Source organism: Phytohabitans sp. LZ39 (assembly GCF_059359075.1).
In genome coordinates, this window is record NZ_JCADBM010000037.1 from 47,772 (window position 1) to 69,499 (window position 21,728).

Below are 21,728 nucleotides of genomic sequence, written 5' to 3' on the forward strand. Positions count from 1 at the left end.
AGCGGGTATGAGCGACGTCGAGGTGCGCGAGCTTCGCTACTTCATGGCTGTCGTCGAAGAGCTCAACTTCTCCCGCGCCGCGCGGCGGCTCGGCATCGCCCAGCCGCCGCTGTCCCGTGCCATCGCCGGGCTGGAGCGCAAGCTCGGCGTGCGGCTGTTCGCCCGCGACACCCACCGGGTGGAGCCCACCTTGGCCGCGGAGGCGCTGCGTGAGGAGGCGGGCGCGCTGCTCACCGCCTTGAACGCGCTGACCGTACGCACCCGCCGAGCCGGGGTGCCGGAGCCGACACTCGCCGCCACCGCCAAACCCGGGCTCGCTACCGGGCTGCTCCAACGGATCGCCGGGGCGTACGCCCGGCAGCCCGGCCTGCCGCCGCTGGACATCGTGGTCAGCGGCTACCGCGAGCAGGCCGACATGGTCCGCGACGGCCGGGCCGACGTCGCGCTGCTCAGCTCACCCTGCGCCGAGCACGGGCTCGAGCTCGAACCGCTCACCACCGAACCGCGCGTCGCCGCCCTCCCCAGCGGCCACGAGCTGGCCCGGCGTGCCGAGCTGCGCTGCGCCGACCTGTGGCCGTGGCCGGTGCCGCGGTGGCCCGAGGCCAACGACCGGGAGCGGGCCTACTGGGCCGGCCTCGACCAGATCCCCGGCGCCGCCCTGCGCGGCCGCCCGGACGCCCCGATGGTCGCCGAACCCGCGCAGCTGCTCGAAGTCGTCGCGCTCGGCAAGGCGGTCGCGCTGATTCCCCGCTCGCTGGCCACCGCCAACGACCGCGTCGACATCGTCTACCGGCCGGTCGCCGACGCCAGCCCGTACACCGTGATGGTCGCGTGGCGCGCCGGCACCCGGTCCCGCACGGTCGCGGCGTTCGTGCGCACCGCGCTCGAGGTAGCCGCCGCCGAGGCCCCCGAAGGGGTAACCGCGACCAGCCGCGAAGGGTGAGGCCGCGTCCTAATAGGAATTCGGAGGCAGGCCGCCTTCACTCCGGACACCGACTCCGCCGCGGTGTGCCTTGCGCCGCCGCCAGGTCACGAGAGTGATCACCCCGCCGGCGCCGATACCGGCGACGGCCGCCACACCGGCGAGTCCGAACGTGGTCGCCATGATGCGCAGCAGCCGGCCGTTGTCGGGCTGTTCCCCGATCGCCAGCAGCTCCGCCCCGCGCCCCCTGACCGGCGAACAGGTGAGCTGCCCGCTCCCGGTGCGCGCGGACTCCACCTCGTACCGGGCGGCCCAGGTCTCAAACCCGCGAACGAAGAATGTGAACGTGTAGGTCACCTCGGTGACCACGATCGGCACTCCGGCGACCTCGCCCGTACACAGATAGTCGGTGGTGGCGCTGTCCGGGCTGACGTAGAGCACCATCGGCTGCCCGGCCGTCAGGTCGACCCGCACCGACTCACCGTCCCGGAAACGGCTGCCCAGGTCGGGGAATCCGTCCAGCCACGACCGGAAACCCGTCGCCAGCACCACCAGCGCGACCACGACACCGACCGTGGCGACGGCGCCCGCCACCACATACCACCTACGCCCCGGCACCCGCTTTGTCATGGCTGGCATCATGCCGGCGCGCCGGCCGTCCCGCGGTCCCGTACGCCACACCAACGCCTGGCTTCGTGCCCTGGCGTGGCAACCGCGAGCCGCGCTCCGGCGGGATCAGAGCAGCGCGTACTCGACCATCGACGCGGCCGAGGCAGCCGCTTGCCAGGCCAGCAACGTAGCCGTAGCGGCGGCTACGACGATGACGAGTCGCTTGACGTTACGCATATTGGGCCTCCCCTTGAGTCAGCGGCGTAGCACGCCACGTGACCGTTTATCCTTGCTGAGCTTCCGCCCGGCGGGAATGGTCCATCCAGCCAGACGTCTCGCCGCCGGTGCGTTCGGTGTCTATGGCACAGTCTTGAGGTGCCGTTGGACGAGATGCCGGACTGGTTGCCGGCTTGGTGTCTTGACCATCTGGGCGGCGAGCCCGCGGGCGTGCTGTTCCAGTCGCGACAGGTCTCGGTGGTGTTCGGTCTGCGGTTGGCCGATGGCAGAAACGTCGTGGTCAAGGCACGCGCCGACGACGGCCGGGCCGCGTCGTGTCTCGCGGCGCAGTCCTGGCTGGCCGAGCGCGGGTTTGCGTGTCCCCGGCCGCTCACGCCGGTGGTCGGTGTCGGTGCGCTGGCCGTGCACGCCGAGGAGTTCCGGCCCGGTGGCGAGGTGCTGCACGGGGACTCGCCGGACATAGCCGTGCGCTGCGCGGAGGCGTTCGCCCGGCTGATGGCCGAACTTACCGGCGTGACTGTGGCGCCGCCGCTGCCGAATCCGCCCTGGGTGCGTTGGGACCACACCGATTCTGGGTTGTGGCCGGCGATCGACTTTCTCGAGGGCCGGGACCAGGGTGTCGTGTCCGAGCACATTGTCCAGACGGCTGAGCGTGCCCGGCGGCGGCTGCTTGCGGCCGGCCTGCCGTGCGCGCTCGGCCACGCCGACTTCGAGGCGCAGAACCTGCGGTGGCGGGGTCGGCAGGTGTGGGCGGTGCACGACTGGGACAGCCTGGCGTGGCAGCCGGAGGCGGCGCTGGTGGGAGCGGCGGGCGGGTCGTTCGCCAGCGCCGGGCCGCCCACGCTGGCGCCGATCGAAAGCTCCGAGGCGTTCCTGGTGGCTTATCAAGATGTTCGAGGACGCGTGTTCACGGCCGTGGAGCTGGAGGTCGCGTGGGCGGCCAGCTTGTGGATGGCCGCGTACAACGCGCGGGAGATGGCACTGTGCGGTGGCAGCCCGGCGGGCGGCGATGCGCTGCGGGCGCAGGCGGCCGAACGCCTCCGCCGGGCTAACGCATAAACGCTCAGGTCGCTGCGATCCGATCGAAGAGGAACGAGGCCGTGGCGTCGATGACGTCGTCGAAGTGGCGGCTACGGCCGGGGTAGTGGAACGCGTGCGCGGCGTTTTCGTACTCGCGCAGTATGCACTCGTTGCCGGCCCGCACCATCGCGTCCCGAAACCGCCGCACGTGGTCGATCGGCTCTACCTCGTCGTCGGTGCCGTGGTGAATCAGCATCGGAGGGTTTCCGGGCCGCACGAACTCGATGAGCGAGTACTCGATCGCACGTCCCTCGGCGATGCCGGCCCGCTGCTCGGTAGAGCGCTGAAGCCGCGGCGAAAAGGCGAGCAGATCCAGGCCCGCCGGGTTGAAGGCCACGACGCCGGCGACGCCGGGCGTGGGCGCCGGAACCGGCCTGTCAGGGGCGATCATCGCGGCGACCAGAGCGAGATGCGCACCGGCCGAGCTGCCGCCCGAGAACAGGCGGGACCTCTGGAGCCCGTGTAACGCGGCCAGCCCCGTGAAGTGCTCGACCGCCCGCCGGACGTCGGCGACGCAGTCGTCGATGCGCACAGCACCCCGACCGAGCAGCCGATACCCGGCAGACACCGCGAGGATCCCGCGCGACGCCAGTCGACGGCAGTGCGGGGCCAGATCGTCGGCCGATCCGGTGCGCAGAGCGCCGCCGTGGAACAAGACGATGCCGGCCGCGAGTCGGGTGCCGTCGGCTGGCTCGAAGACCCGCAGGGGCAATTCACCGCCGTCGGCGGCTTCGTAGCTCGTCGACGATTCGCGATATGCCGTCATGACCAGCATTCGTAGACCACGAACACGCATACTCCCACAAGCCGTATGCCGCATCTCGCACCGGTACTGCGCCAAACGACACAGTGGACGAGCATGGTGCCCTCGACGATGCCCACATGAGCCTTTTCCCACGACTGGCCGCGGCTGCGGCGGCATCCGCACTCCTGCTCGCGGCCGCGCCAGCGTCCGCCGATCCTCAGATACCGGGCTTGGCACCAGAGCTTGTGGCCCACTGCGACCTGCTGCCCGATCCCGTCAACTACGGCGACGGCATCCAATGGTGGAAATTGGACGTCACCGTGGCGAGCACCGGCGGCCCGACCGGCGGCGAGTTCGACGTCGCCGCCTGGCCCGCCTACACCGGCACCAGCAACCAGGGCGTCGAACACCGCTTGGTCGCGGCCATGCGGACCGGCGACAGCACCGACCTCAGGTTCTGGATTACGGAGCCCAACGTCCAGCACTTCACCATGAAAGTCGACTACGGCAACGTCGTCCATGAAATCAGAGAGTGGAACAACTACTGCCGCGGCCGCGTCGACTGAGCACGCAAGCGCCTGCGCCGGAGTCGATCTGACCGCGGCGCAGGCGCTCGCTCAGTTCGCCGGCGCTACTTCTTCACCAGCGGCTTGCCGTCCTTGCCGACGGCGGACCAGTTGCCGCCGATGTTCTCGCCGGTGACATCGCCGGGCTTCTTGTCGCCGACGAACCGGTACAACGGCCAGCCGGCGAGGGTCACCTGTGTGGTGCCGTCGTTGCGCTGCACCGTTCCGACGAGCTTCGGGTCGATTTCTGGTGGGAGCTGGATCGCGCTGCCGTCGGTCAGCAGCGGCGGCCAGTTGACCGGGCAGTCGTTCTCGCAGATCGACCTGGCCGGATCGTGGCCGTCTGCCTCCAACCGGTAGACGGTGAGGCCACCGGTGGTGAGAGTCAGCCCGAGCTTCGTCTGAGCGAGGGCAAGGGTGATCTGCTGGGGTTGCACGGTTGCCTTGGCTGTTGACGCCACGCCGGGCGGTGGCAGGTCGATGTCCGCGGCGTCGGTGGGCGTGGGTTGGCTGGTGGACGTGTCCGGTGAGGAGCACGCGCCCAGCGCGAGCGCGGCGGCGATCACGGCAGCTGTGGTCAGCCGACGGGCAAGAGACGTCATCATCAGCTCCCTTGCCCAAATGAGCGCGGCGAAATAGCGGAGAGCAGAGCGTTGGTCTGCGCCCGGAACTCGGCACGCGGCAACGCGGCGCGGTCGGGGAAGGCGTTCTGGACGGCCTTGCCGTTCAGCTGACCAAACTGGAGGCCACTGTTGCTGTTGCGATAGAACTGCGGTCCGGTGGTCCCGCCGACCGGAAACCAGGTCTGGCTCAGGCTGCCATCGCAGAAACGCAGGATCAGCTGCGCCCGCGGCTGCTGGGAGTCGCCGGTGACATCGACACACAGGTCGCGGCCGGGCAGGCTCGGTGTGAACACCAGGCTGAAGCCCGTCCGGGTCGGATCGCGGCGTTGAGTGAACGTTTGGGTGTCCGGTGTGGCGTTGTCTTTGCCGATGCGGGGCACGAAAACGAGTTCCGCGCCATTGGCGTTGGCTCGCGGTTGCAACACGGTGCCGTCGGCGAACGAGGTCACCACCCGGTTGGCCACGTCGACATCGGCATACGCGGGGGCTGACCCCAGCGCCAGTCCGCTCCATGTCGCAAGCAGTAGCACGACCGTGGCCGGGGTGCGCTTGACAGGGAATTTCATGCCAAGGACCGTGAGGCACGAAGCCCGACGAATGTATGTCGTTGTACCCACAAGCCGGGTAGGCGAGGTCACAACCCGCCCGCCGCGCCGGCCTGGCTCATGACATTAGACGGTCGTCACCCGGACAGTAGGTAGAAAGACACAGACAGTCGATGCTCTCGATGCTGTGCTGCCCGTGTGAAACGGAATACTCCGCTGATCACGTTGGTCGTCGGCGCTGCCGTCGCCGCCGGCGTGTTCATCTCCAGCGCCTACGCCAACAATTCGCAGCCCGAGCCGCCGGCTCAGCAGGCGGCTCCGCCTGTGCAGTCGCCGACGACGGCGCCGGCGCCGCCGGTGGTCGACACCGCGCCGCCAGTGGTCGCCGCATCCCCGACGGCCGCCGCCGAGAAGGTAACCGCGGTCTGGGCCGGGCGCACCGACGGCGGCGCGGCGTCCGTCGCGATCTCCGTCAAGGAAGGCGTCGCGATCGCGTACGTCTGCGACGGCAAGCGTGAGATGTGGCTGGAGGGCACCGCGATCGACGGCAAGATCACTCTGTCCGGCGCGAATGGCACCACGTTGACCGGCACCTTCGGCGGCGGCAAGGCCAAGGGAACGGTCAGCCAGGACAAGACCACGTACACGTTCACGGCACCGGCGGTGAAGAAGCCGTCCGGGCTCTACCGCGCCACGGCCACGGTCCGCAACGCGAAGGTGGTGGGCGGCTGGATCGTGCTGCCGGACGGTTCCCAGGTCGGCCTGGTCACCCGCGACGGCGTGCCGCAGCCCGCCGCGGCGATCGACCCGGCGACCGGCGCGGTGACCATCGACGGCGTGCCGCTGACCGCCGACTACCTCCAAGGCGGTCAGCGATGAGCCAGGCGGCCAAGGACACGCAGGCCAAACCCTCCCGCCCCGCGGCCTGGCTCATCCCACTCGCCATTGGCGCGGGCGTGAGCGTGGCGCTCGGCGTGTACGGCAAGCTGCACACCGGCACCGGAGTCGCCGTCGCCGTCGCCGGCTTTTCCAGCCTGCTCACCGCGAAGGTGTGGACCGCCACGCTTTCGGCCGTGTTCGCCGTGGTGCAGCTGGTGACCGCTCGCCTGATGTGGACACGTTCGCCGTCGTGGGCGGCGCCCGTGCATCGCTGGTCCGGCCGGCTGGCGTTCCTGCTCGCCCTACCCGTCATCGTGCACTGCCTCTACACGGTGGGCTTTTCCACCTACGACCTGCGGACGGCCACGCACTCGATCCTGGGCTGCTTCTTCTGCGGCGCCTTCACCGTCAAGATGCTCGTCCTGCCCAAACGCAACCTGCCCGGCTGGCTACTGCCGGTCGTCGGCGGCCTTGTCTTCACCGCCCTGACCGGCCTGTGGCTCACATCGTCGTTCTGGTTCTTCTCGACGACCGGCGTCGAGTTCTGAGGAGGGAAGTTCCGATGCACGCCGACCGAACCCGCAGAGCCTTCCTCGCCGGCGCCGGAGCAGCCGGGCTTACGCTGAGCGCCGGATGCACGGTATACGGCGGCGAGGCCGAATCCGCACCGGAGCCCGCCGCCGAGACACCTCCGACCGGCGCGGGTAGCACCCCGCAGGCCAAGGGCGGCAAGGAAATCGGCCAGGCGGCCGACATCCCGGTCGGTGGCGGCAAGATCTTCGCCGACGAGAAGGTGGTCGTCACGCAACCGGCGGCCGGCACGTTCAAAGCCTTCTCCACGGTGTGCACGCACGCCGGATGCGCCGTCGAGAACGTGTCCGGTGGAACGATCAACTGCCCGTGCCACGGCAGCACGTTTCGCGTGACCGACGGCAGCGTCGCGAGCGGCCCGGCCAGAAAACCACTGCCGCCGAAGGCGATCTCCGTGGTGGACGGGACGATCCGGCTGCCCTGAGTTGGGTGATCTCACCGATGTGACGGTGGGTCGCCGCCGACGAGCATGGAACGCGGTCGCGGGAGTCGCGACGAGCTTATTGTGCTCTGCCGCTGGTACAACTTGGGACGCCGTTATGAGCGAGTTTTGGTCCTGCTTGTCGGAGGCTGAACGTGCCGCCTTCCGTGAACGCAGCATCTTTCGCTGGTGGCGGCGCGGTGAGTTACTGATCCGCGAGGCGGACGCGTCGCTGTGGGTGGCGGTACTGCTCAGCGGACGTGTGAAGATCTCTTCGCAGGACCGCTCCGGTGCGCATGCGCTGCTGGCCATCTGCGGACCGGGCGCGCTGCTCGGTGAGATGGCGGTCGTCAACGACAACCCTCGATCTGCCAGCGTGCACGCCCTGGAGCAGACCGATGCGCTGGTCATGACCTCACCGGTTTTCGAGTCCTACCTCGAACAGCACCCGCGCGTGCGCGCATTGGTGATGCGCACCCTCGCCGACCGGCTACGCGACGCCGACCGCAAACGGCTGGAGTTCACCGCATACGACTCCACCGCCCGGGTGGCGGCCCGGCTGGTGGAGCTGGCCGAACGGTTCGGCACCGACGACGAGGCCGGCGCCATCCGGATCACCCTGCCACTGTCCCAGGACGACCTCGCCGACTGGGTCGGCTCCTCCCGAGAGGCCGTCACCCGAGCACTGGCCGCGTTGCGCCGCGAGGGCTGGATCCGCACCGGCCGGCTGTCCACCAGCGTCCTGGACATGGACTCACTACGGGTCCGCGCAACCAGACACCCCCGGTAGTCACCGGACCGCCCCGGAGTCAGCGACGACCGGCACGCTACGGGGTCGAACCGACGAACACCCATTGCGAGGCCTGCTGGCCGGTGTGGGCGGTCAGCTGCACCGCGCCATACATCGCGGTAGCGGCCATGAGCGGGGCATCCCACGGAATCAGCACGTGCCGGTTGGCGGACGCAGGGAAAGCCGACGGCTCGCGGACAACTGCCCACCACTGGCTGTCGTCATACCATTGGCAGCTCTTGACTAGCAGGAGCGTGCCGGAGTGGGCGAGGCATCCACCGGTAAAGAGGTGGCGGTACTGGTGATATCTGTGAGCGTTCGGACCGGTGTAGCTTTGCGGCAACCGACCCCACCTCAGCGAGTACAGAGGGTCGCCGTCGCTGTCTCCAGAGGTCTGAGTGATCACCGCACCCGCGAATATGCCCTCGCGCAGTACTTCCATCCGTCCAGCCATAGGCACGCCGGATCCGCCGGTGAAGACGATCGCTGTTGCGAGAGGAACGGCGCCTTCGCCGCCCGCGGGCGGACGCACGTCGGCCCGCACGCTGGTCGCGGGCCCGAAAGCGAGGACGATACCCGCGGCGGCCGCACTGAGCCAACGCTGAGTTTTCGTAGCGCTGCTGGACAACTGGCACTCCTCATCAATTGACACTGCTCGGACCGGCTGACGCGAAGCATGCCTGATCCCGGGCGGTGCCTACGGCACCAGGACGAGGTGACCACGAAGCCTTCCTTGGGCAAACCGCTCGTGGGCCCGGGCCACCGCGTCGAAGGTGTAGATGCCGGCGACACGCGGCGTCAGCGCGGCCGCGTCGACGGCGTCGACCAGCGACGCGAGTCGAGCCCCGTCCGCGCGGGTCCACATCAGAGTGACGGCGATACCCCGCGCTGGTTGCGGCGCCCCGCCGTACACGAGCGCCACGAACCGGCCCCCGTCTCTTACCGCGGGCATCACCTGGGCGCCGAGCACGGCGGCGTCCAGGACACCATCCACATCGGACGGCAGGGTTCCACCTCTCGGCACGAAGTGATGCGCACCCAGATTTCGGACCAGAACCTCGTCGGACCCACGGGCCAACGCGTACACCTTGAGGCCGCGCCGCACGGCGAGCTCCACGGCGAACCCACCAACAGCGCCCGTCGCCCCGGTGACCAGAACCGACTGCCCGGGACGCAGGTCGAGCACGTCCAGCGCCTGGTGGGCGGTCAACGCGTTGAGCGGGATGGTCGAAGCGTGGACAGCGGAAACGGTCTTCGGGGCGTGCGCCGTCGCCGATGCCGGCAGGACCACCCACTCCGCCTGCGCCGCCGACGCCGAGTTGAGGTCACCGACCATGCCGATCACGCGGTCGTTCACGCGGAAGCCGTCGACGCCCGGCCCGAGCGCGGCCACGGTGCCGGACGCGCACCGGCCCAGCGGGTAGGCGTCCCGCGGCTCGAGCAGTGAGCTCAGCTCACCCGAGCGCATGTCCAGGTCGACCGGCGTGACCGGAGCCGCCATTACCTTCACCAGCAGCTCGCCCGGACCGGGCACCGGGCGTGGCACGTCGGCGATTTCCAGCACATCCGGGCCGCCGAAGGACCGCGCCAGGACCGCACGCATCGTGCCGGTCAGCGGGGTCCCAGGACGCGGGAGCTCAATGGTGGGTGTCTGCGACATCAGACTCATGGTCGTGGAACGGCCGGGGCGCGGTGAGGGGGAAAACACTCAATCGGAGAGCTTCCCGATGTGCCGGTGGATGGTCCGTCGGCTGACACCGAACTTGGCGGCGATCTCGCCCACGGTATGCGTGCCGGATTCGTACATCGCGAGGGCGGTCTGGACCTGCTGGCGGCTGAGCGTGGGCTTCTGTCCTCCAGTGCGGCCCTGTGCACGGGCGGCGGCCAGGCCGTCCTTGGTGCGTTCTGACCTGTGTGTGTGGTTGAACTCGGCGATCGCGTCGAGGACCTCGTAGAGCATCCGTCCGCGAACCGTCGAGGTGTCGAAACCTGGGTCGAGCACGACCAGTTCGGCTTCTCGTGCTCGTAGCTCGGCGCACAGTCGCACGAGGTCTTCCAGCGATGGCGCGAGTCGGTCGAGCCGGGTCACGACGAGTTGGTCGCCGGGACGGATGCACCGCAACGCCTTACGCAGCTCGGGATGGCGGGCGAGCTTGCCAGACGCCCTGTCGACGAAGACGCGGTCGCAGCCGGCGGCCACGAGCGCCTCGTCCTGGGCATCGGTGTCCTCACGTCTGGGCACGCGGCCGTACCCGATCCGCACGGGTCGACGGGGATCGGCCGGCAACGTCACCACGGTCAACCCCGCGCGGGCCAGGCCACGCTTTCGGCGTGCTCGAGTGCCACGAGGCCGGGGGCGGCGAAGGCATAGCCGGTGTACCGGTTGAGCACATCCGCCAGCAGGTCGGCGACCGCCGCGCTGAGCAGCCCACCGCCCGGAACGAAGGCCAGTTGGCCGCCGCTGGCGGTGTTCAACCCCGGGCCGGCGGCGCGGTCGAGCACTGCGAGCAGCTCGGCCAACGGCCGCCCCTCGGCCGGCGGTGGGCGCCGTACGGCCTCGTCGGCGAGTACACCGGCGCCCTGGGTGTGGTCCGACAGCGGTGCCTGCGGGAGCCGGTCGAGGAATCCGGCGACGTAGTCAGCCGCCGCGGTCAACACCGCGCGCGCCTGCTGTCCCGAGGGTTCCAACCCGATCCGCCCAGCCGGCTCCGGCGTGGTCGTCAACGCTTCCCCGTTTCCCGTGTCCGCGTACCGGCGGCCGTTTCGGGCCGCTTACGCCCCACGACGACCCATATGGTCAATGCGGTGAGGAGCCGGTCTCGCTGGTCGGCCAGCCGGACGGCGTCACGCCACTCGCTGGCCAGGTCGGTGTCGTCGTCCCCGACGCCGTTGCCGGACGTGGTGGCCAGGATCGTGGCGAGCATGTCCACGTCGAGCAGGCCCACGACCGGGGCCGCGTCGGCGCGGCCGACGAAGCAGGCGGTCACCGGGCGGCATTGGACGTCGACGAGGCCGGCGTCCAGGAGCCGGGCGCGCAAGGTGCGGCCCATCGTGTGCCACGCGGTCATCGGACCCTGCCGCATGCGGGCGGCCAACCGGGCGAACAGATCCGCCGGTACGCCTTCGATCGACAGCGACTGCCAGTCGGTGTCCACAAGCGACACTTGGCCGCCGGGCCGGGTGACCCGGACCAGTTCGGCGACAGCGGCGTCGGGGTCGGCCAGGTGTTGCAGGACGCGTTCGCAGCGGACGAGGTCGAAGGATCCGTCTGGCGTGTCGAGCCGGCGCAGGTCGCCGTGGTAGTAGTTGACCGTGCTGGCGCCGGGCGGCAGTGGCTGTTCGCGCAGCCGACGGTTGGCGTGCTCCAGCAGGGTCTGTGAGGTGTCGACGGCGTCCACGCGGCCGGCGGGGCCGACCACGGCCGCGAGGGATCTGGCCACCTCGCCGAGGCCGCAGCCAGCGTCGAGTACCCGCTCGCCGGCCCGGATATCGAGCATGCGCTGTTCGGCGTGGCGGACGTGCTGGATCGCGGGGTGGGCGGCGGCCGCGTCGAGGTAGTCGGCCATCGCCACCCGCAGACCGGTAGCGGTCTGGTCGACGCCGGCGAACAAGGTTTTCACGCGGTCAGCTCCGCCGCGCGCGGCGGGCTTGTGTGTCCGGTCACCGCTGCCGCCATCACCGTTACCCGTTCCCACAACGTTTCCACCCCACATCGCGCGCCGAGGCCCGGCGCATCAACTCATGGTCAGGCCCCTTGACGCGTCGTCGTGAGGGGGAACTCACCCAACCTCGCCCGTGCGGTGCACGGCTCAGCGGATCGTCGACGACCGGCAGAAGGCGTCGATGACGCGGCTCAGTTCGGTGGGTTCGGTCAGTGGCAGCAGGTGGTTGGCGTCGGCGATGGTGGCATCAGGCGTCGGCCGCCAGGTTGTCGACGACCGCCAGCACCGCGTCTACGTCCCACTGTTGGCGGGTGAAGGCGGCCACGACGTCGGCCGTCCGGTCGAGGACGTAGACCTCGGTCTGGTGCCGGTTGACCGTCGACGTGCCGTAGTTCACCCCGAGGTCGAGCCGTTGCCGGATCGCCGGAAAGTTGGCGGTCGCGCGGAAGAAGCGGGCACGTTCGTCGAACCGCATGCCGCGATCGCTGCCGTAACGCTTGAGCCGATGCGGCAGGTCGAACTCGGGATCGTAGGTGAGCGCGGCGAGGTTTACGGATTCGGCGAGCCCTCGTTCGTGCACGCGACGTTGCAGCGCGGCGAGTTGTGTGATCGTCCGCGAGCATTTGTAGGGGTTGTCGCACCGCGTGTAGAAGAACGCGACGACGGAGGGCTTGCCACGGAAGAACTCCTCGAAGCGTTCCGGTTGCCCGTCCTGGTCTTCCAGCATGGCGGCCAGTGCGGCGGTGTTCTCTCCCTGATCGCGGGACGCTCGGCCGGCGCAACAGGAGTGACCGGTGGCGGGCCCACCAGCCGGTGCGGGCCGAGCATCCGCGCGGTCGAGAACGCGCCGCATCTCCCGCAGTACCGGGGCGGAGAACCGGTCGGACCGCTGGGCCAGGACCTCCAGTGCGGGCCGGGCCGGTGCGCCGAGGTGGCCGAGGGTGCGGACGACCTCGGTCAGCGCCGTCGTCGGCTGCGTGTACGGCCAGACGGGCTTGTAGCGCTCGAAGCTGACCGTCGCGTCGGCGCCGGCGAGGTTGTCGACGGCTCGCAGGAGTGACCTCACGGCGGTCGCGGGTGGCGGTGTCAAGCCGCGCAAACCTATCGCCGCGCCGGCGACCTCGTAGGGATCGTGCCCGGTCTCCAGAGACTCGATCACGTAGGGGAGGGCCCCGTCGGGAAGCCCGGTGTCGGCGAAGGCGGCGAGCAGATAGCCGCGTATGCGGTTCATCTCGGCGGCGCTGCGTCCGTGATAGATGGGCAGGTTTTCCGGCAGAAGCGCCGTGAGGCCGTCCGATCCGTGCGAGGCGTGACGCAGGCTGTCGACGAGGGCGGCGACCTCCGTGTCCGTCATCGAGGCCTCGCGCGGGCTCCCGCTGATGGTTGGCTCACCACGCTCGCTCATCGCGCGGGCCTGCGGCGGAGAAGATCGCGTGCGGCCCGCGCGAGATCGGGCACGGATTCTTCGTCGCTGAGCACCCGTACGCGATCGACGAACTCCGTGTCCGCGTAGACATGTTCGGTGTCGCCCAGATGCTGAAGCGTCGTCAGGCATGCGGTGCGGACTCGCGGATCGTCGGTCTGGTCGGTCGCGATGGCCTTGGCGACGGCCTCGAACCGATCCGGTGCGAGGTGGCGCAACGACGCTCCGCTCTGCTGGCGCACCTCCGCCGACTCGTTCTTGTTTCGGAGAACGTCTTCAAGGGTCTGCTGGGCGTCCGGATAGGAGCCCATGTAGCGGACGGCCGCCTGCCGTGCGTCCTCCGAACCGCCGCGGTACATCTCCCGCAGCCAGGGCAGGTTGTCGAGGTGATCGTCTTCGGCGAGCAGCATGATGGCGCGTTCGCGCTCGACCGGAAGGGGACCGTCGCCCCGGAGTCCCTGGATCAACGTGTCCTGGACGACCGGATCGTGCTGCAACGCCAGAGTGCTCACGGCGGTCTCGCGCAGCGGCGGGTCGGGATCGTCGACGAGGTCGTGCAGCGCGTCGTCGTACGCCTGCTGGTGCGGTTGGAAACGCACCACCTGGAAGGCGGCGCTGTCGAGGGTCTGTAGTGCCGCTCGCCGCACCGCGGGGCTGTCGCCGCGATCGGTCACGATGCGGAGGAGCGCCTCGATGTACTCGGCTTGACGGGTGATCGTGCCGGAAAGGCGCCGCATCACCTCGACCCGGGTTTCCGAAGGCAGCGTGGTGTCGGTCAGGACCGTCATCGCCGGTTCTTCGTCCGCGTCCGGGCTGAGGCCTTCTTCCGCGGCCCGGCCGGCTCGGCTGGCCGCCGCGGTCGCCGCGAGGTCGGACAGGTACTGGCGATGTGCCGCGGCCGCGTCGTTCACCTCGCGGCTCGTCTCCTCGTTGAGCCTTCGGGCTGCTTGGTCGGACACGTGTCCCCCTGTCGTTGCTGTACGGCGTTACGGCGCGACGCCGTACGGGACGTCGTCGTAGGCGAAGTTCATGTAGGACCCCGCGTCCAGGAATCCCTGGTAGTCGATCATCTCGCCGACGGTCGGGGTGGCGCTGGGCGCGGTCGCGGTCGGTACAGCCGGAAACGGGGTTCGCGGTGCGTTCTGCGGCCGTGGGAAGCCCGTGACGTTGTTCCACGGCCACATGGTGTCGAGCAGGTTGTGGCCGATGTCGGTGGCGGACGCCGAGCTGGCCGAGCCGCGAAAGAAGTACGTATTCGGCTGCGTGCCGTCGAAGCGGTTGTTGAACCATTGCCATTTGGCCCATAGCCGGTCGACGTTGCAGTGCAGGAGGAAGAACAGTGGATCCCGCGGCGCCGTACCGGCCGAGCGAATCCAGCCGTCAAAGCTTGTATGCGCCCAACCGTGCGGGTTGCCTTCCATGTCGTCGAACCCGCCCGAATCCGTGCCGTTGTCGAAGACGGCATTCGGGCGCTGGCCGCCGAGGCCCAGCGTGGCGCTTTCGGCGGCCACGGGCGCGCTGGCGTTCTGCACGTCGAAAAACGGCTGCCGCGTGATTCCCGTCGCTCCGTCGGTGCGCCAGTGGCGCAGCAGGTTGGTCGCGCTGAAGGAGACATTGCCCAGCGGACTGGTGTGACCCATGAAGCCGACGGTGAACACGTTCGGTGCCGGGCGGTCGAAGCGCCAGTACGGCAAGGTGACGCTCGGATCGATCCGCTGAAGTTCGCGTTCCAGGTCTAGCAGGTAGGCCCGGTGCCAGGACAGGAAACCTGGCGCTCCGTGCGCCTGGTTGAGCGCGACCTGCTGCCGATGCATCTCCCGGAAGTCCCGAAACAGCCCGGCGCCTTGATCGTTCAACGTGGCCAGCGCAGTCGTGAACCGGTCCCGTTCGCCGGCGCTTAGCGTGTTCGCGTCCTTCCGAACGCGGACCATCACCGGTTTCGAGACGAGCGCCTGCTGCTCGCCCGCCCTCGTCACCCGGATGACCGCGTCGCCGTCGCTGCTGCTCGGCCTGCCCACCACCGCGGCGACCCAGAAGTCGACGGACGCGGCGCCGGGCGCGAGCACCAGGTCCAACGAGGGCGCCCGGGGCTGATCCCGGTGGCCGGCGAACTCGAGCTGGCCGCCCACGGCTGGGTTGTCGTTGCTCACCGTCAGCGGGACGGGTGCGCCAGCGTTGTCGTCGAGTACGCGAATAGTGGCCCGGACGGGCGTCCAGGTCAGGTAGTTTCTACCGGCCGCATCCGCATGAGCGATAGTAAGGTCGATCTGCATGAAGCCTCCTCACCAACGCCCAGACGGACAGAATTGCCGCCCCCTATAGGGGTGAAAATACGATTCGCTGAATGGGTGCGCACACCGCTTGTCAATCCCGTGATCTTCTTATCACGTTCGAGTCCTCCGCCGGGCGAACACGCCGCAATCTCCGACCGGGGGAGCAGCGGTCTGGACGGCGGACAACGCGGTAGCTCGGATCTGTGTCCTAATAGGAATCTAGACCTTTCGGTGTCAGGGTCCGCTCGAAACAGGTGTCCCGGGCTCGCGTCAGCCGCGGGCCGCCGCTCCCGCCGGAGACCGCTGCGGCCGGCGGCTCGCAGCGCTCGCCGAAACCCCGGCCTCCGCTGCCAGGCCCGCGGTCCACGATCTACGACTGAAGGCCTTCGCGGACCGGCCGCGGCTGATCTGTCGGGAAGGCTGTCCCGGCGCGGCCGCCGGGGTAAGCGCGACCAGCGGCGAACGGGTGAGGCCGCGGGAGCAGCGGCATGGACCACGACGGGCATCGCGCGGAAATGAGCCGGGGACGGCCGCCCGGAGGCGGCCGTCCCCAAGGTCTTGCGGATGCGGAGGTATTGCTCAGGTGTTCTGCGGCTGGACCCGCTCGAACCGGATCCGGCTCATAAATCCCGGGAGGTCACTGAGCACGTACAGCTCGCCGTTGACGTCGGCGTCGATCGCGGTCGGCTGGGTGGGGAGGTTGCCGATTATGGCGGACTCGTAGCCGCCCGTGGGTTTGGGCCGCACGGCGAACGCGAGCGTCGAGCAGTAGTCGCTCGCGATGTAGGTGCCCTGTGCCTCCGGCGTGGCAGATCCTCGGTACACCACGCCGCCGGTCACCGAGCAACTCTCCGTCATGAAGTGTTCGTACTCGAAGACTGGGTCGGTGTAGCGCACGCCCGGCCGGCATTGCGTCTGGTCGAACACCGGGGTGCCCTCTCGGCAGGACCAGCCGAGGTTCGCCCCACGCTGCCACGGGCGGATGTGGTTGATCTCCTCGATCAGGCCCTGGCCGACGTCACCGATCCACAGCGAGTTGTCGACCTTGTCGACGGAGAACCGCCACGGGTTGCGCAGCCCGTAGACCCAGATCTCCGGCCGCGCGCCGCGCGTGCGGACGAACGGGTTGTCGGAGGGCACGCAGTAGGGCCTCGCCCCGCAGGTGCGGTTGACGTCGATCCGCACGATCTTGCCGAGCAGGGTGCCGAGGTTTTGGCCCGCCTTGAACGGGTCGTTCGCGTGGCCGCCGTCGCCGAGGGACCAGTAGAGGTAGCCGTCGCGGCCGAACGCCACCTGCCCGCCGTTGTGGTTGCCGTACTCGGCGTGCTCCTGGGTGAGCAGCACCTGCACCCGGTCGGGAGCGCCGATGGGCACGCGCGCCAGGGTCAGCGCGCCGGCCGGCAGGCTCGTGTAGGCCACGTAGAGGATCCCGGTCCGCGCGAAGTTCGGCGCGGGCGTGATGCCGAGGAGGCCGCGCTCGTTGTCCGACGTGTCGATCCGGGCGGACAGGTCGAGCACCGGGTCAGCCGCCAAGCCGGTGTCGGGGTGGTAGGCGCGGACGGTGCCGTCCTTCTCCGCGATCAGCATCCGGCCGTCCGGCAGCCCGGTGAGCGCGATCGGACGCCGCAGACCGAAGGCCACCTGTTCGGATACCACGGTCAGCTCAGCGAGTGGCACCGCGCTGGTGCGGGATGTGCCGGCCGTGGCGGTGCCGGCCACCGACGCCGTTGGCAACAGGAGCGCAGAAAGGGCCAGAACGAGCAGGCCGGCCAGCATGGAGGCCGGGCGATAACGCCGTCGCGACATGTTTCAGCTCCTCGAGCAAGTGGTTTGGAGGACGCAATCTGGGAGCGTTCCCACGATACATCGACTCGTGCCAATATCCAACTCCCGCACCACGGTTGGTTGTCACCGCCCTTGCCCGGCGGTCTGCCTCGCCATCGCGGCTTCGCCGTGCGGGCTGCTAGTATCAGAAACCGGTCGGTCGGCCGACCGGGCCTGGAGCCAGATGGGGGTCGCCTCCCTTGACATCGTCCGGGATCAGGCGGCCGGCCGGCCCTCCGGACAGACTCACCAGCTCTTGGCAGGAAGTTGGGGACAGGCGTGAGGGTTACCACCGTGCGGCTTGGATTCGTCGACACCGAGATGGCGAAGTCCGCGACGACGCCGAGCCGCCTGAAGATGACGCGCCGAGGCGCAAAGCACGCGGACGCGGCGGTGACCCGGTGATGGCGGCCCGGCGCGGTGTCGCGCTGACGCCGATGGAGGTCCGGCGCGACGTGATCGTGCGAGCCGCCCGCCTCGCCGAAGACCTGGGCTACGAGGTCTTCTCCGTGGCCGAAGGGTGGGGCCTCGACGCGACGATCGTGCTGGCCGAGATCGCCGCGAAAACGACGCGGATCACGCTCCTCGCCGGCATCCTCTCGGTGTGGGGGCGTAGCCCTGCCACGCTCGCGATGAGCGCGGTCACCCTACACCAGCTCTCCGAGGGCCGTTTCGTCCTCGGACTGGGCGCCAGCACCAGGCAGCTCGTGGAAGGCTGGCACGACGTCGAATTCGCGAACCCGGCCGGCCGGCTCCGGCAGGTTGCCACCACCGTCCGCGCTCTGCTCGCCGGCGAACGGGCACCGGTAACGGCGACACCTGGAGCTCGGCCCCTGCGGCTTGGCCTCCCGCCCGTGGCAGAGCTGCCAATCTGGATCGCGGCTACCGGTGCGCGGACCCTGCCGGTAGTGGCCGACCTCGCCGACGGTTGGTACCCCATATATCTGCGGCGGGATCGGTGCCGGGAGCTCGCGGCCGAAATCGGGCGGCGCCGGGCGTCCGTCGACGGTCACCGTCCGGCCGTCACCATCGCGGCCGGGCCCGTCGCCGTCGTGGACCGGAACATCGGCGCCGCGCGGGCCGTCGCCGCCGCGTGCACCAGCCAATACCTGGCGCGGATGGGAGACGTCTACCCGCGTCTGATCGCCGCACAGGGACTCGGCGCCGAGGTCGACCTCGTGCGCGCCGCGAACCCGCCCCATGCGCCTGGGGCCGGCGTCGTGCCGCCCGACGCCCAAGCCTTGCTGGACGAATTCACCGCGTACGGCGACGAGGCAAGTGTCCAGCGACAGCTCCAGCGGTGGGCGGACGCTGTGGACATCACCATGGTCGGCATCCCACCGGGCCTGCCATGGGAACAGATCGAAGCGACTCTGCGCGCCGCTGCGCCGTAGGCGGCGGTGCGGGCTGGTGCCGGCCAAGCTCCAAGGAGATCAACCCAGCGTCGAGGAGAGCAACCGTGACCGCACTTCTCCCATCCAGAACTCGATTCCTTGCCGTCACTGGCGTCGCGGTGCTGGCGGTCGCGGCCGTCGGCACACCGGCGCAGGCGGCGACCTACACGTACGATCTCGCCGCCGAGGCGGAAGCGATCGTCGCGACCGATCTCGACGGCGACCGTGACAACGACATCGTCGTCGGTTCCCGATCGGGGCGAATCCAGACCTGGCGCAACAACGGGACGGGGCGGGTCACGCTCGTCCAGTCGGCCAATCCGTTCGGCGACGCCTCGCTGACCGACCTGGCTGGCGCCGATCTCAACGGGGACGGCCACGGCGACGTAGTGGTCGGGCTGGCCGGCATCCCCGGCACGGTCTCGGTGCTGCTCGGTCGCGGTGACGGCACTCTCGATCCGCCGGTTGACTACGACGCGTGCTACACGGTGACCGGGGTTACCGTCGGCGACATCAACGGCGACCGCCATCCCGACGTCGCCGCGACCACCAACTGTTTCACCGCCACACCGTTCTACAACGACGGCACCGGTGTTCTCACCTACGGCGGTCAGTACGGCAACGGGTACGTCGCCGTCCGCATCGTGGTGTCCGACTTGGACCGCGACGGCGACGCCGACATCGCCTACACGAACTGGTCAGGCAACGTCACCGTGCTGCGTAACAGCGGTGGTGGCAGCTTCGCGCCATACACCTGGCATCGCGGGGGCGACGGGCCGTGGGACATCGTGGCGCTCGACTTCGACCGCGACGGCGACAACGACCTGGCCGTGACGAACACCTTCGGCAACAACGTCTCCTTGTTGCGCAACGACGGAAACGCGGCCTTCGACCCGCCGCTCGTCGTACAGACCGGTGACTATCCTCGCGGCATAGCGGCGGCTGACTTGGACGGCGACGGCGACCAGGACCTGGCGACGGCGAACCAGGATACGGACGACGTCTCGATCCTGCGCAACGACAACGACACGTTCGTACACGTCCGCCGGCTTCCGGCCGGAGATCAGCCACACGACCTGATCCTGGCCAACCTGGACGCTGGCGACCGGCCAGACCTGGCGGTGGTCGCCTCCGGCTCGGCCAAACTCACCATCCGGACCAATCCCGGCACGAGCTGAGCGGCACGACCCGGGCAGACGCGGTGGCCCAATCCTTCGCGGGGTTGGGCCACCGCTGTGTGCGTGGTCCGCTGTGACTGGCGGCGATCGGCCGGGGTTCGTGAAGAATTCCTCGCCGTTCGATGCAGTGCGCTGGCCGGTTCCCTCCGTCTTATGGCCAACGGAAGGGGCGGTGCCGAGTGAAACCGGACGACGAGGAGTTCCGACGGTTCGTCGCCGCACGCATGGACATGCTTCGCAGCCTGGCGTACCTGACGTGTGGAGATTGGCAGGTCGCGGAAGACGCGGTGTCGACGTGCCTGGCGAAGCTGTACGTGCGTTGGGACAAGGTCAACTCGCCCGAGCGGTACATCGTTCGGATGGTGATGCGGGCGGTGGTCGACGAGTCCCGCCGCCCGTGGCGGCGGGAGTGGTCAGCCAGCGAGGCCCTGCCAGACGTCGTCGTGTCGGACCAGTCCGATGCGGTCACCGAGGCAATCCGGCTACGGCACGCGCTACGGCAGCTGCCGGCCGGGCAGCGGGCGGTGCTGGTGCTTCGCTTCTACGCCGATCTCAGCGTCGAGGATACGGCCGCGGCGCTCGGCCGCAGCCCCGGCACGGTCACCAGCCAGACCGTGCGTGGGCTGGCGACCCTGCGCCGGCTGCTGGTGGCTGACGACATCGCACTGGTCGGACAACCGGAGGAGGGATAAGACAATGCGCGACATTCGCGAGATCTTGCTGACGGCTAGGGGCGACATGCCGCCGCGACGCCACAGTGTGGACGATGTCGTCGCCGCCGGCCGGCGGCGCAAGCGGCGTGCGTTCGCGGTGCGCTTGGGTGGGTCCGGCATGGTGGCCGCGGCGGTGGCGACCGTGGGGGTGTTGGTTTCGGTAAACCTGACCGTGGCCGGCAACCAGAGGTCGGTCACCGCGCTGCTGCCGGTGGTGGTGCCGTCGTCATCGTCGCCGCCGGCGCCGTCGCCGCCCTTCACCTTCACCTTCGGTAGGTACAAGGTCGACAACTACCGCGTTCTGGCGCCGGACGAGGTGACCCCGGACCACCAGAAGGCTGGCATATTGCGGGATGTCACGGACGCCAAGGGCAAGGTGACCACCGAGTACGCCGGCACCATGACGGTGTACCAGCCGCGGAGGTTCGACCCGGCGGGCTTTCGGACCGGCACCAAGCTGACGGTGCAAGGTCGGGACGCCTACCACATCGAGGTGGCGCGGAAGCCGCTCGACGGCTGGAACCCCGAGCGCCCTAAGGGGGTCGGTAAGGACTCCGCACCGGAGATCGTCGTCGGGGCCGGCCTGGCCTGGCAGTACGCTCCGGACGCCTGGGCCGTGCTGGAACCTCAGCTAGCCGCTGACGGCCCCGGGTTTCCAGGCGCTGACCAGGTCGAGATCGCCGAGCGTTTCACCGTGCTGGCTGATGGCCCGGTGTCGGCCAAGGTGCCATTTCGGCCCAGATACCTGCCTGCCGGATTCACCCTACAGGGGATCAGCGGCCAGAGCATGACCGCCGAGAACCGCGGCATGACGACGCTCGTCTACGCCAAACCCCAGCCGCCGGGGGCACTGCTGACCGCCCCGCGTGAGCTGGAATACGACCGCACCGTCACCTCGGTGTTGATCAGCGTCCTGTGGGTGGACACCCCGCCGCCGGACGCGGTCAAGCAGACCAGCCGGTGCGACGCCGGACGGCACTGGTGCATGAAGAGGCTGCCAGGTAACGAGTTCTACCTCGTGGTCGAGGACCCATCCAAGACGCTCCCGGAGCGGGAGCTTTTGAAGGTGGTCGACAGCCTCACCCTCGCCGACCTCAAGAAAGCCGGCACCTGGTTTCCCGCGGCCTGACGGACAATGCCGCCGCCCGACCGTATCCGGCTCGGGCGGCGGCGCGGGTTTCGCGAAGGGCCACCTGCGGCGCGGGAATGTCCACAGTGTAGGCCGCTACTTCTCGACGGCGACTCCATTGTGC

Annotated in this window: 24 protein-coding genes; 11 read left to right on the plus strand and 13 right to left on the minus strand. The window is 69.4% G+C overall.

Annotated features, from left to right (window positions below; all coding sequences use genetic code 11):
* Positions 1–7: 7 nt before the first annotated feature.
* The gene (locus AC5L36_RS42660) at positions 8–943 is read left to right on the plus strand and encodes a LysR family transcriptional regulator (RefSeq protein WP_441224466.1); all 936 of its coding nucleotides are present in this window, start codon (positions 8–10) and stop codon (positions 941–943) included.
* 9 nt (positions 944–952) lie between these two features.
* On the opposite strand, the gene AC5L36_RS42665 is transcribed toward AC5L36_RS42660, so the two are convergent.
* A complete protein-coding gene (locus tag AC5L36_RS42665; RefSeq protein WP_441224467.1) occupies positions 953–1,552 on the minus strand; it encodes a hypothetical protein in 600 nt (199 codons plus the stop codon).
* A 354-nt stretch (positions 1,553–1,906) separates the two neighbouring features.
* Here AC5L36_RS42665 and AC5L36_RS42670 point away from each other — a divergent pair, with 354 nt between their 5' ends.
* The gene (locus tag AC5L36_RS42670; protein ID WP_441224468.1) at positions 1,907–2,827 is read left to right on the plus strand and encodes an aminoglycoside phosphotransferase/kinase family protein; all 921 of its coding nucleotides are present in this window, start codon (positions 1,907–1,909) and stop codon (positions 2,825–2,827) included.
* A gap of 4 nt (positions 2,828–2,831) precedes the next feature.
* On the opposite strand, the gene AC5L36_RS42675 is transcribed toward AC5L36_RS42670, so the two are convergent.
* Positions 2,832–3,614 carry an alpha/beta hydrolase gene (locus tag AC5L36_RS42675; RefSeq protein WP_441224469.1) on the minus strand — a complete coding sequence of 261 codons (783 nt, stop codon included), beginning with the start codon at positions 3,612–3,614 and terminating at the stop codon, positions 2,832–2,834.
* Positions 3,615–3,697: 83 nt separating this feature from the next.
* On the opposite strand from AC5L36_RS42675, the gene AC5L36_RS42680 reads away from it, so the two are divergent.
* Entirely contained in the window at positions 3,698–4,159 is a 462-nt protein-coding gene (locus tag AC5L36_RS42680) for a hypothetical protein (RefSeq protein WP_441224470.1), read from the plus strand.
* A gap of 65 nt (positions 4,160–4,224) precedes the next feature.
* Here the strand turns inward: AC5L36_RS42680 and AC5L36_RS42685 are convergent, their stop codons facing one another.
* Together AC5L36_RS42685 and AC5L36_RS42690 are read right to left on the minus strand one after the other, a co-directional pair.
* Positions 4,225–4,761 (minus strand): COG4315 family predicted lipoprotein, encoded by a 537-nt coding sequence (locus AC5L36_RS42685; protein ID WP_441224471.1) that lies wholly within the window; start codon positions 4,759–4,761, stop codon positions 4,225–4,227.
* 2 nt (positions 4,762–4,763) lie between these two features.
* Positions 4,764–5,348, minus strand: a complete 585-nt coding sequence (locus AC5L36_RS42690; RefSeq protein WP_441224472.1) for an RICIN domain-containing protein — start codon at positions 5,346–5,348, stop codon at positions 4,764–4,766.
* 177 nt (positions 5,349–5,525) lie between these two features.
* On the opposite strand from AC5L36_RS42690, the gene AC5L36_RS42695 reads away from it, so the two are divergent.
* The 4 genes from AC5L36_RS42695 (at position 5,526) to AC5L36_RS42710 (ending at position 8,008) form a co-directional block, all read left to right on the plus strand.
* Complete coding sequence (locus AC5L36_RS42695; RefSeq protein WP_441224473.1) at positions 5,526–6,206, plus strand: RodZ family helix-turn-helix domain-containing protein; 681 nt, start codon at positions 5,526–5,528, stop codon at positions 6,204–6,206.
* On the plus strand, positions 6,203–6,754 hold the full coding sequence (locus AC5L36_RS42700) for a DUF6529 family protein (protein WP_441224474.1): 552 nt from the start codon (positions 6,203–6,205) through the stop codon (positions 6,752–6,754). Before AC5L36_RS42695 ends, AC5L36_RS42700 begins: the two co-directional genes overlap by 4 nt.
* Before the next feature lie 14 nt (positions 6,755–6,768).
* Positions 6,769–7,221, plus strand: coding sequence for a Rieske (2Fe-2S) protein (locus AC5L36_RS42705; protein ID WP_441224475.1), 453 nt, complete (start codon positions 6,769–6,771; stop codon positions 7,219–7,221).
* A 115-nt stretch (positions 7,222–7,336) separates the two neighbouring features.
* Positions 7,337–8,008, plus strand: a complete 672-nt coding sequence (locus AC5L36_RS42710; protein WP_441224476.1) for a Crp/Fnr family transcriptional regulator — start codon at positions 7,337–7,339, stop codon at positions 8,006–8,008.
* Between the two features lie 37 nt (positions 8,009–8,045).
* Here AC5L36_RS42710 and AC5L36_RS42715 read toward each other — a convergent pair whose 3' ends face one another.
* From AC5L36_RS42715 to AC5L36_RS42755, 9 genes are all read right to left on the minus strand, one after another.
* Complete coding sequence (locus AC5L36_RS42715; RefSeq protein ID WP_441224477.1) at positions 8,046–8,636, minus strand: hypothetical protein; 591 nt, start codon at positions 8,634–8,636, stop codon at positions 8,046–8,048.
* 69 nt (positions 8,637–8,705) lie between these two features.
* Positions 8,706–9,668 carry an NADP-dependent oxidoreductase gene (locus AC5L36_RS42720; RefSeq protein ID WP_441224478.1) on the minus strand — a complete coding sequence of 321 codons (963 nt, stop codon included), beginning with the start codon at positions 9,666–9,668 and terminating at the stop codon, positions 8,706–8,708.
* 48 nt (positions 9,669–9,716) lie between these two features.
* Positions 9,717–10,304: a recombinase family protein gene (locus AC5L36_RS42725; protein WP_441224479.1), complete on the minus strand. Its 588-nt coding sequence runs from the start codon at positions 10,302–10,304 to the stop codon at positions 9,717–9,719.
* A 2-nt stretch (positions 10,305–10,306) separates the two neighbouring features.
* Entirely contained in the window at positions 10,307–10,732 is a 426-nt protein-coding gene (locus AC5L36_RS42730) for a hypothetical protein (protein WP_441224480.1), read from the minus strand.
* Positions 10,729–11,628 carry a methyltransferase domain-containing protein gene (locus AC5L36_RS42735; RefSeq protein WP_441224481.1) on the minus strand — a complete coding sequence of 300 codons (900 nt, stop codon included), beginning with the start codon at positions 11,626–11,628 and terminating at the stop codon, positions 10,729–10,731. Before AC5L36_RS42735 ends, AC5L36_RS42730 begins: the two co-directional genes overlap by 4 nt.
* A gap of 289 nt (positions 11,629–11,917) precedes the next feature.
* Positions 11,918–13,024: an SCO family protein gene (locus tag AC5L36_RS42740; RefSeq protein ID WP_441224482.1), complete on the minus strand. Its 1,107-nt coding sequence runs from the start codon at positions 13,022–13,024 to the stop codon at positions 11,918–11,920.
* 47 nt (positions 13,025–13,071) lie between these two features.
* Positions 13,072–14,052, minus strand: coding sequence for a HEAT repeat domain-containing protein (locus tag AC5L36_RS42745; protein WP_441224483.1), 981 nt, complete (start codon positions 14,050–14,052; stop codon positions 13,072–13,074).
* Between the two features lie 27 nt (positions 14,053–14,079).
* Positions 14,080–15,069 (minus strand): tyrosinase family protein, encoded by a 990-nt coding sequence (locus AC5L36_RS42750; RefSeq protein WP_441224484.1) that lies wholly within the window; start codon positions 15,067–15,069, stop codon positions 14,080–14,082.
* Between the two features lie 876 nt (positions 15,070–15,945).
* Positions 15,946–17,172 carry a PQQ-dependent sugar dehydrogenase gene (locus AC5L36_RS42755; RefSeq protein WP_441224485.1) on the minus strand — a complete coding sequence of 409 codons (1,227 nt, stop codon included), beginning with the start codon at positions 17,170–17,172 and terminating at the stop codon, positions 15,946–15,948.
* Positions 17,173–17,594: 422 nt separating this feature from the next.
* Between AC5L36_RS42755 and AC5L36_RS42760 the strand changes: the two genes are divergently transcribed.
* The 4 genes from AC5L36_RS42760 to AC5L36_RS42775 all read left to right on the plus strand — a co-directional run bounded on the left by AC5L36_RS42760 (position 17,595) and on the right by AC5L36_RS42775 (position 21,604).
* Positions 17,595–18,584 (plus strand): LLM class flavin-dependent oxidoreductase, encoded by a 990-nt coding sequence (locus AC5L36_RS42760; RefSeq protein WP_441224486.1) that lies wholly within the window; start codon positions 17,595–17,597, stop codon positions 18,582–18,584.
* Positions 18,585–18,649: 65 nt separating this feature from the next.
* The gene (locus AC5L36_RS42765) at positions 18,650–19,762 is read left to right on the plus strand and encodes an FG-GAP repeat domain-containing protein (RefSeq protein ID WP_441224487.1); all 1,113 of its coding nucleotides are present in this window, start codon (positions 18,650–18,652) and stop codon (positions 19,760–19,762) included.
* A gap of 179 nt (positions 19,763–19,941) precedes the next feature.
* Entirely contained in the window at positions 19,942–20,454 is a 513-nt protein-coding gene (locus tag AC5L36_RS42770) for a SigE family RNA polymerase sigma factor (protein WP_441224488.1), read from the plus strand.
* A gap of 4 nt (positions 20,455–20,458) precedes the next feature.
* Complete coding sequence (locus tag AC5L36_RS42775) at positions 20,459–21,604, plus strand: hypothetical protein (protein WP_441224489.1); 1,146 nt, start codon at positions 20,459–20,461, stop codon at positions 21,602–21,604.
* The last annotated feature ends 124 nt before the right edge of the window (positions 21,605–21,728 follow it).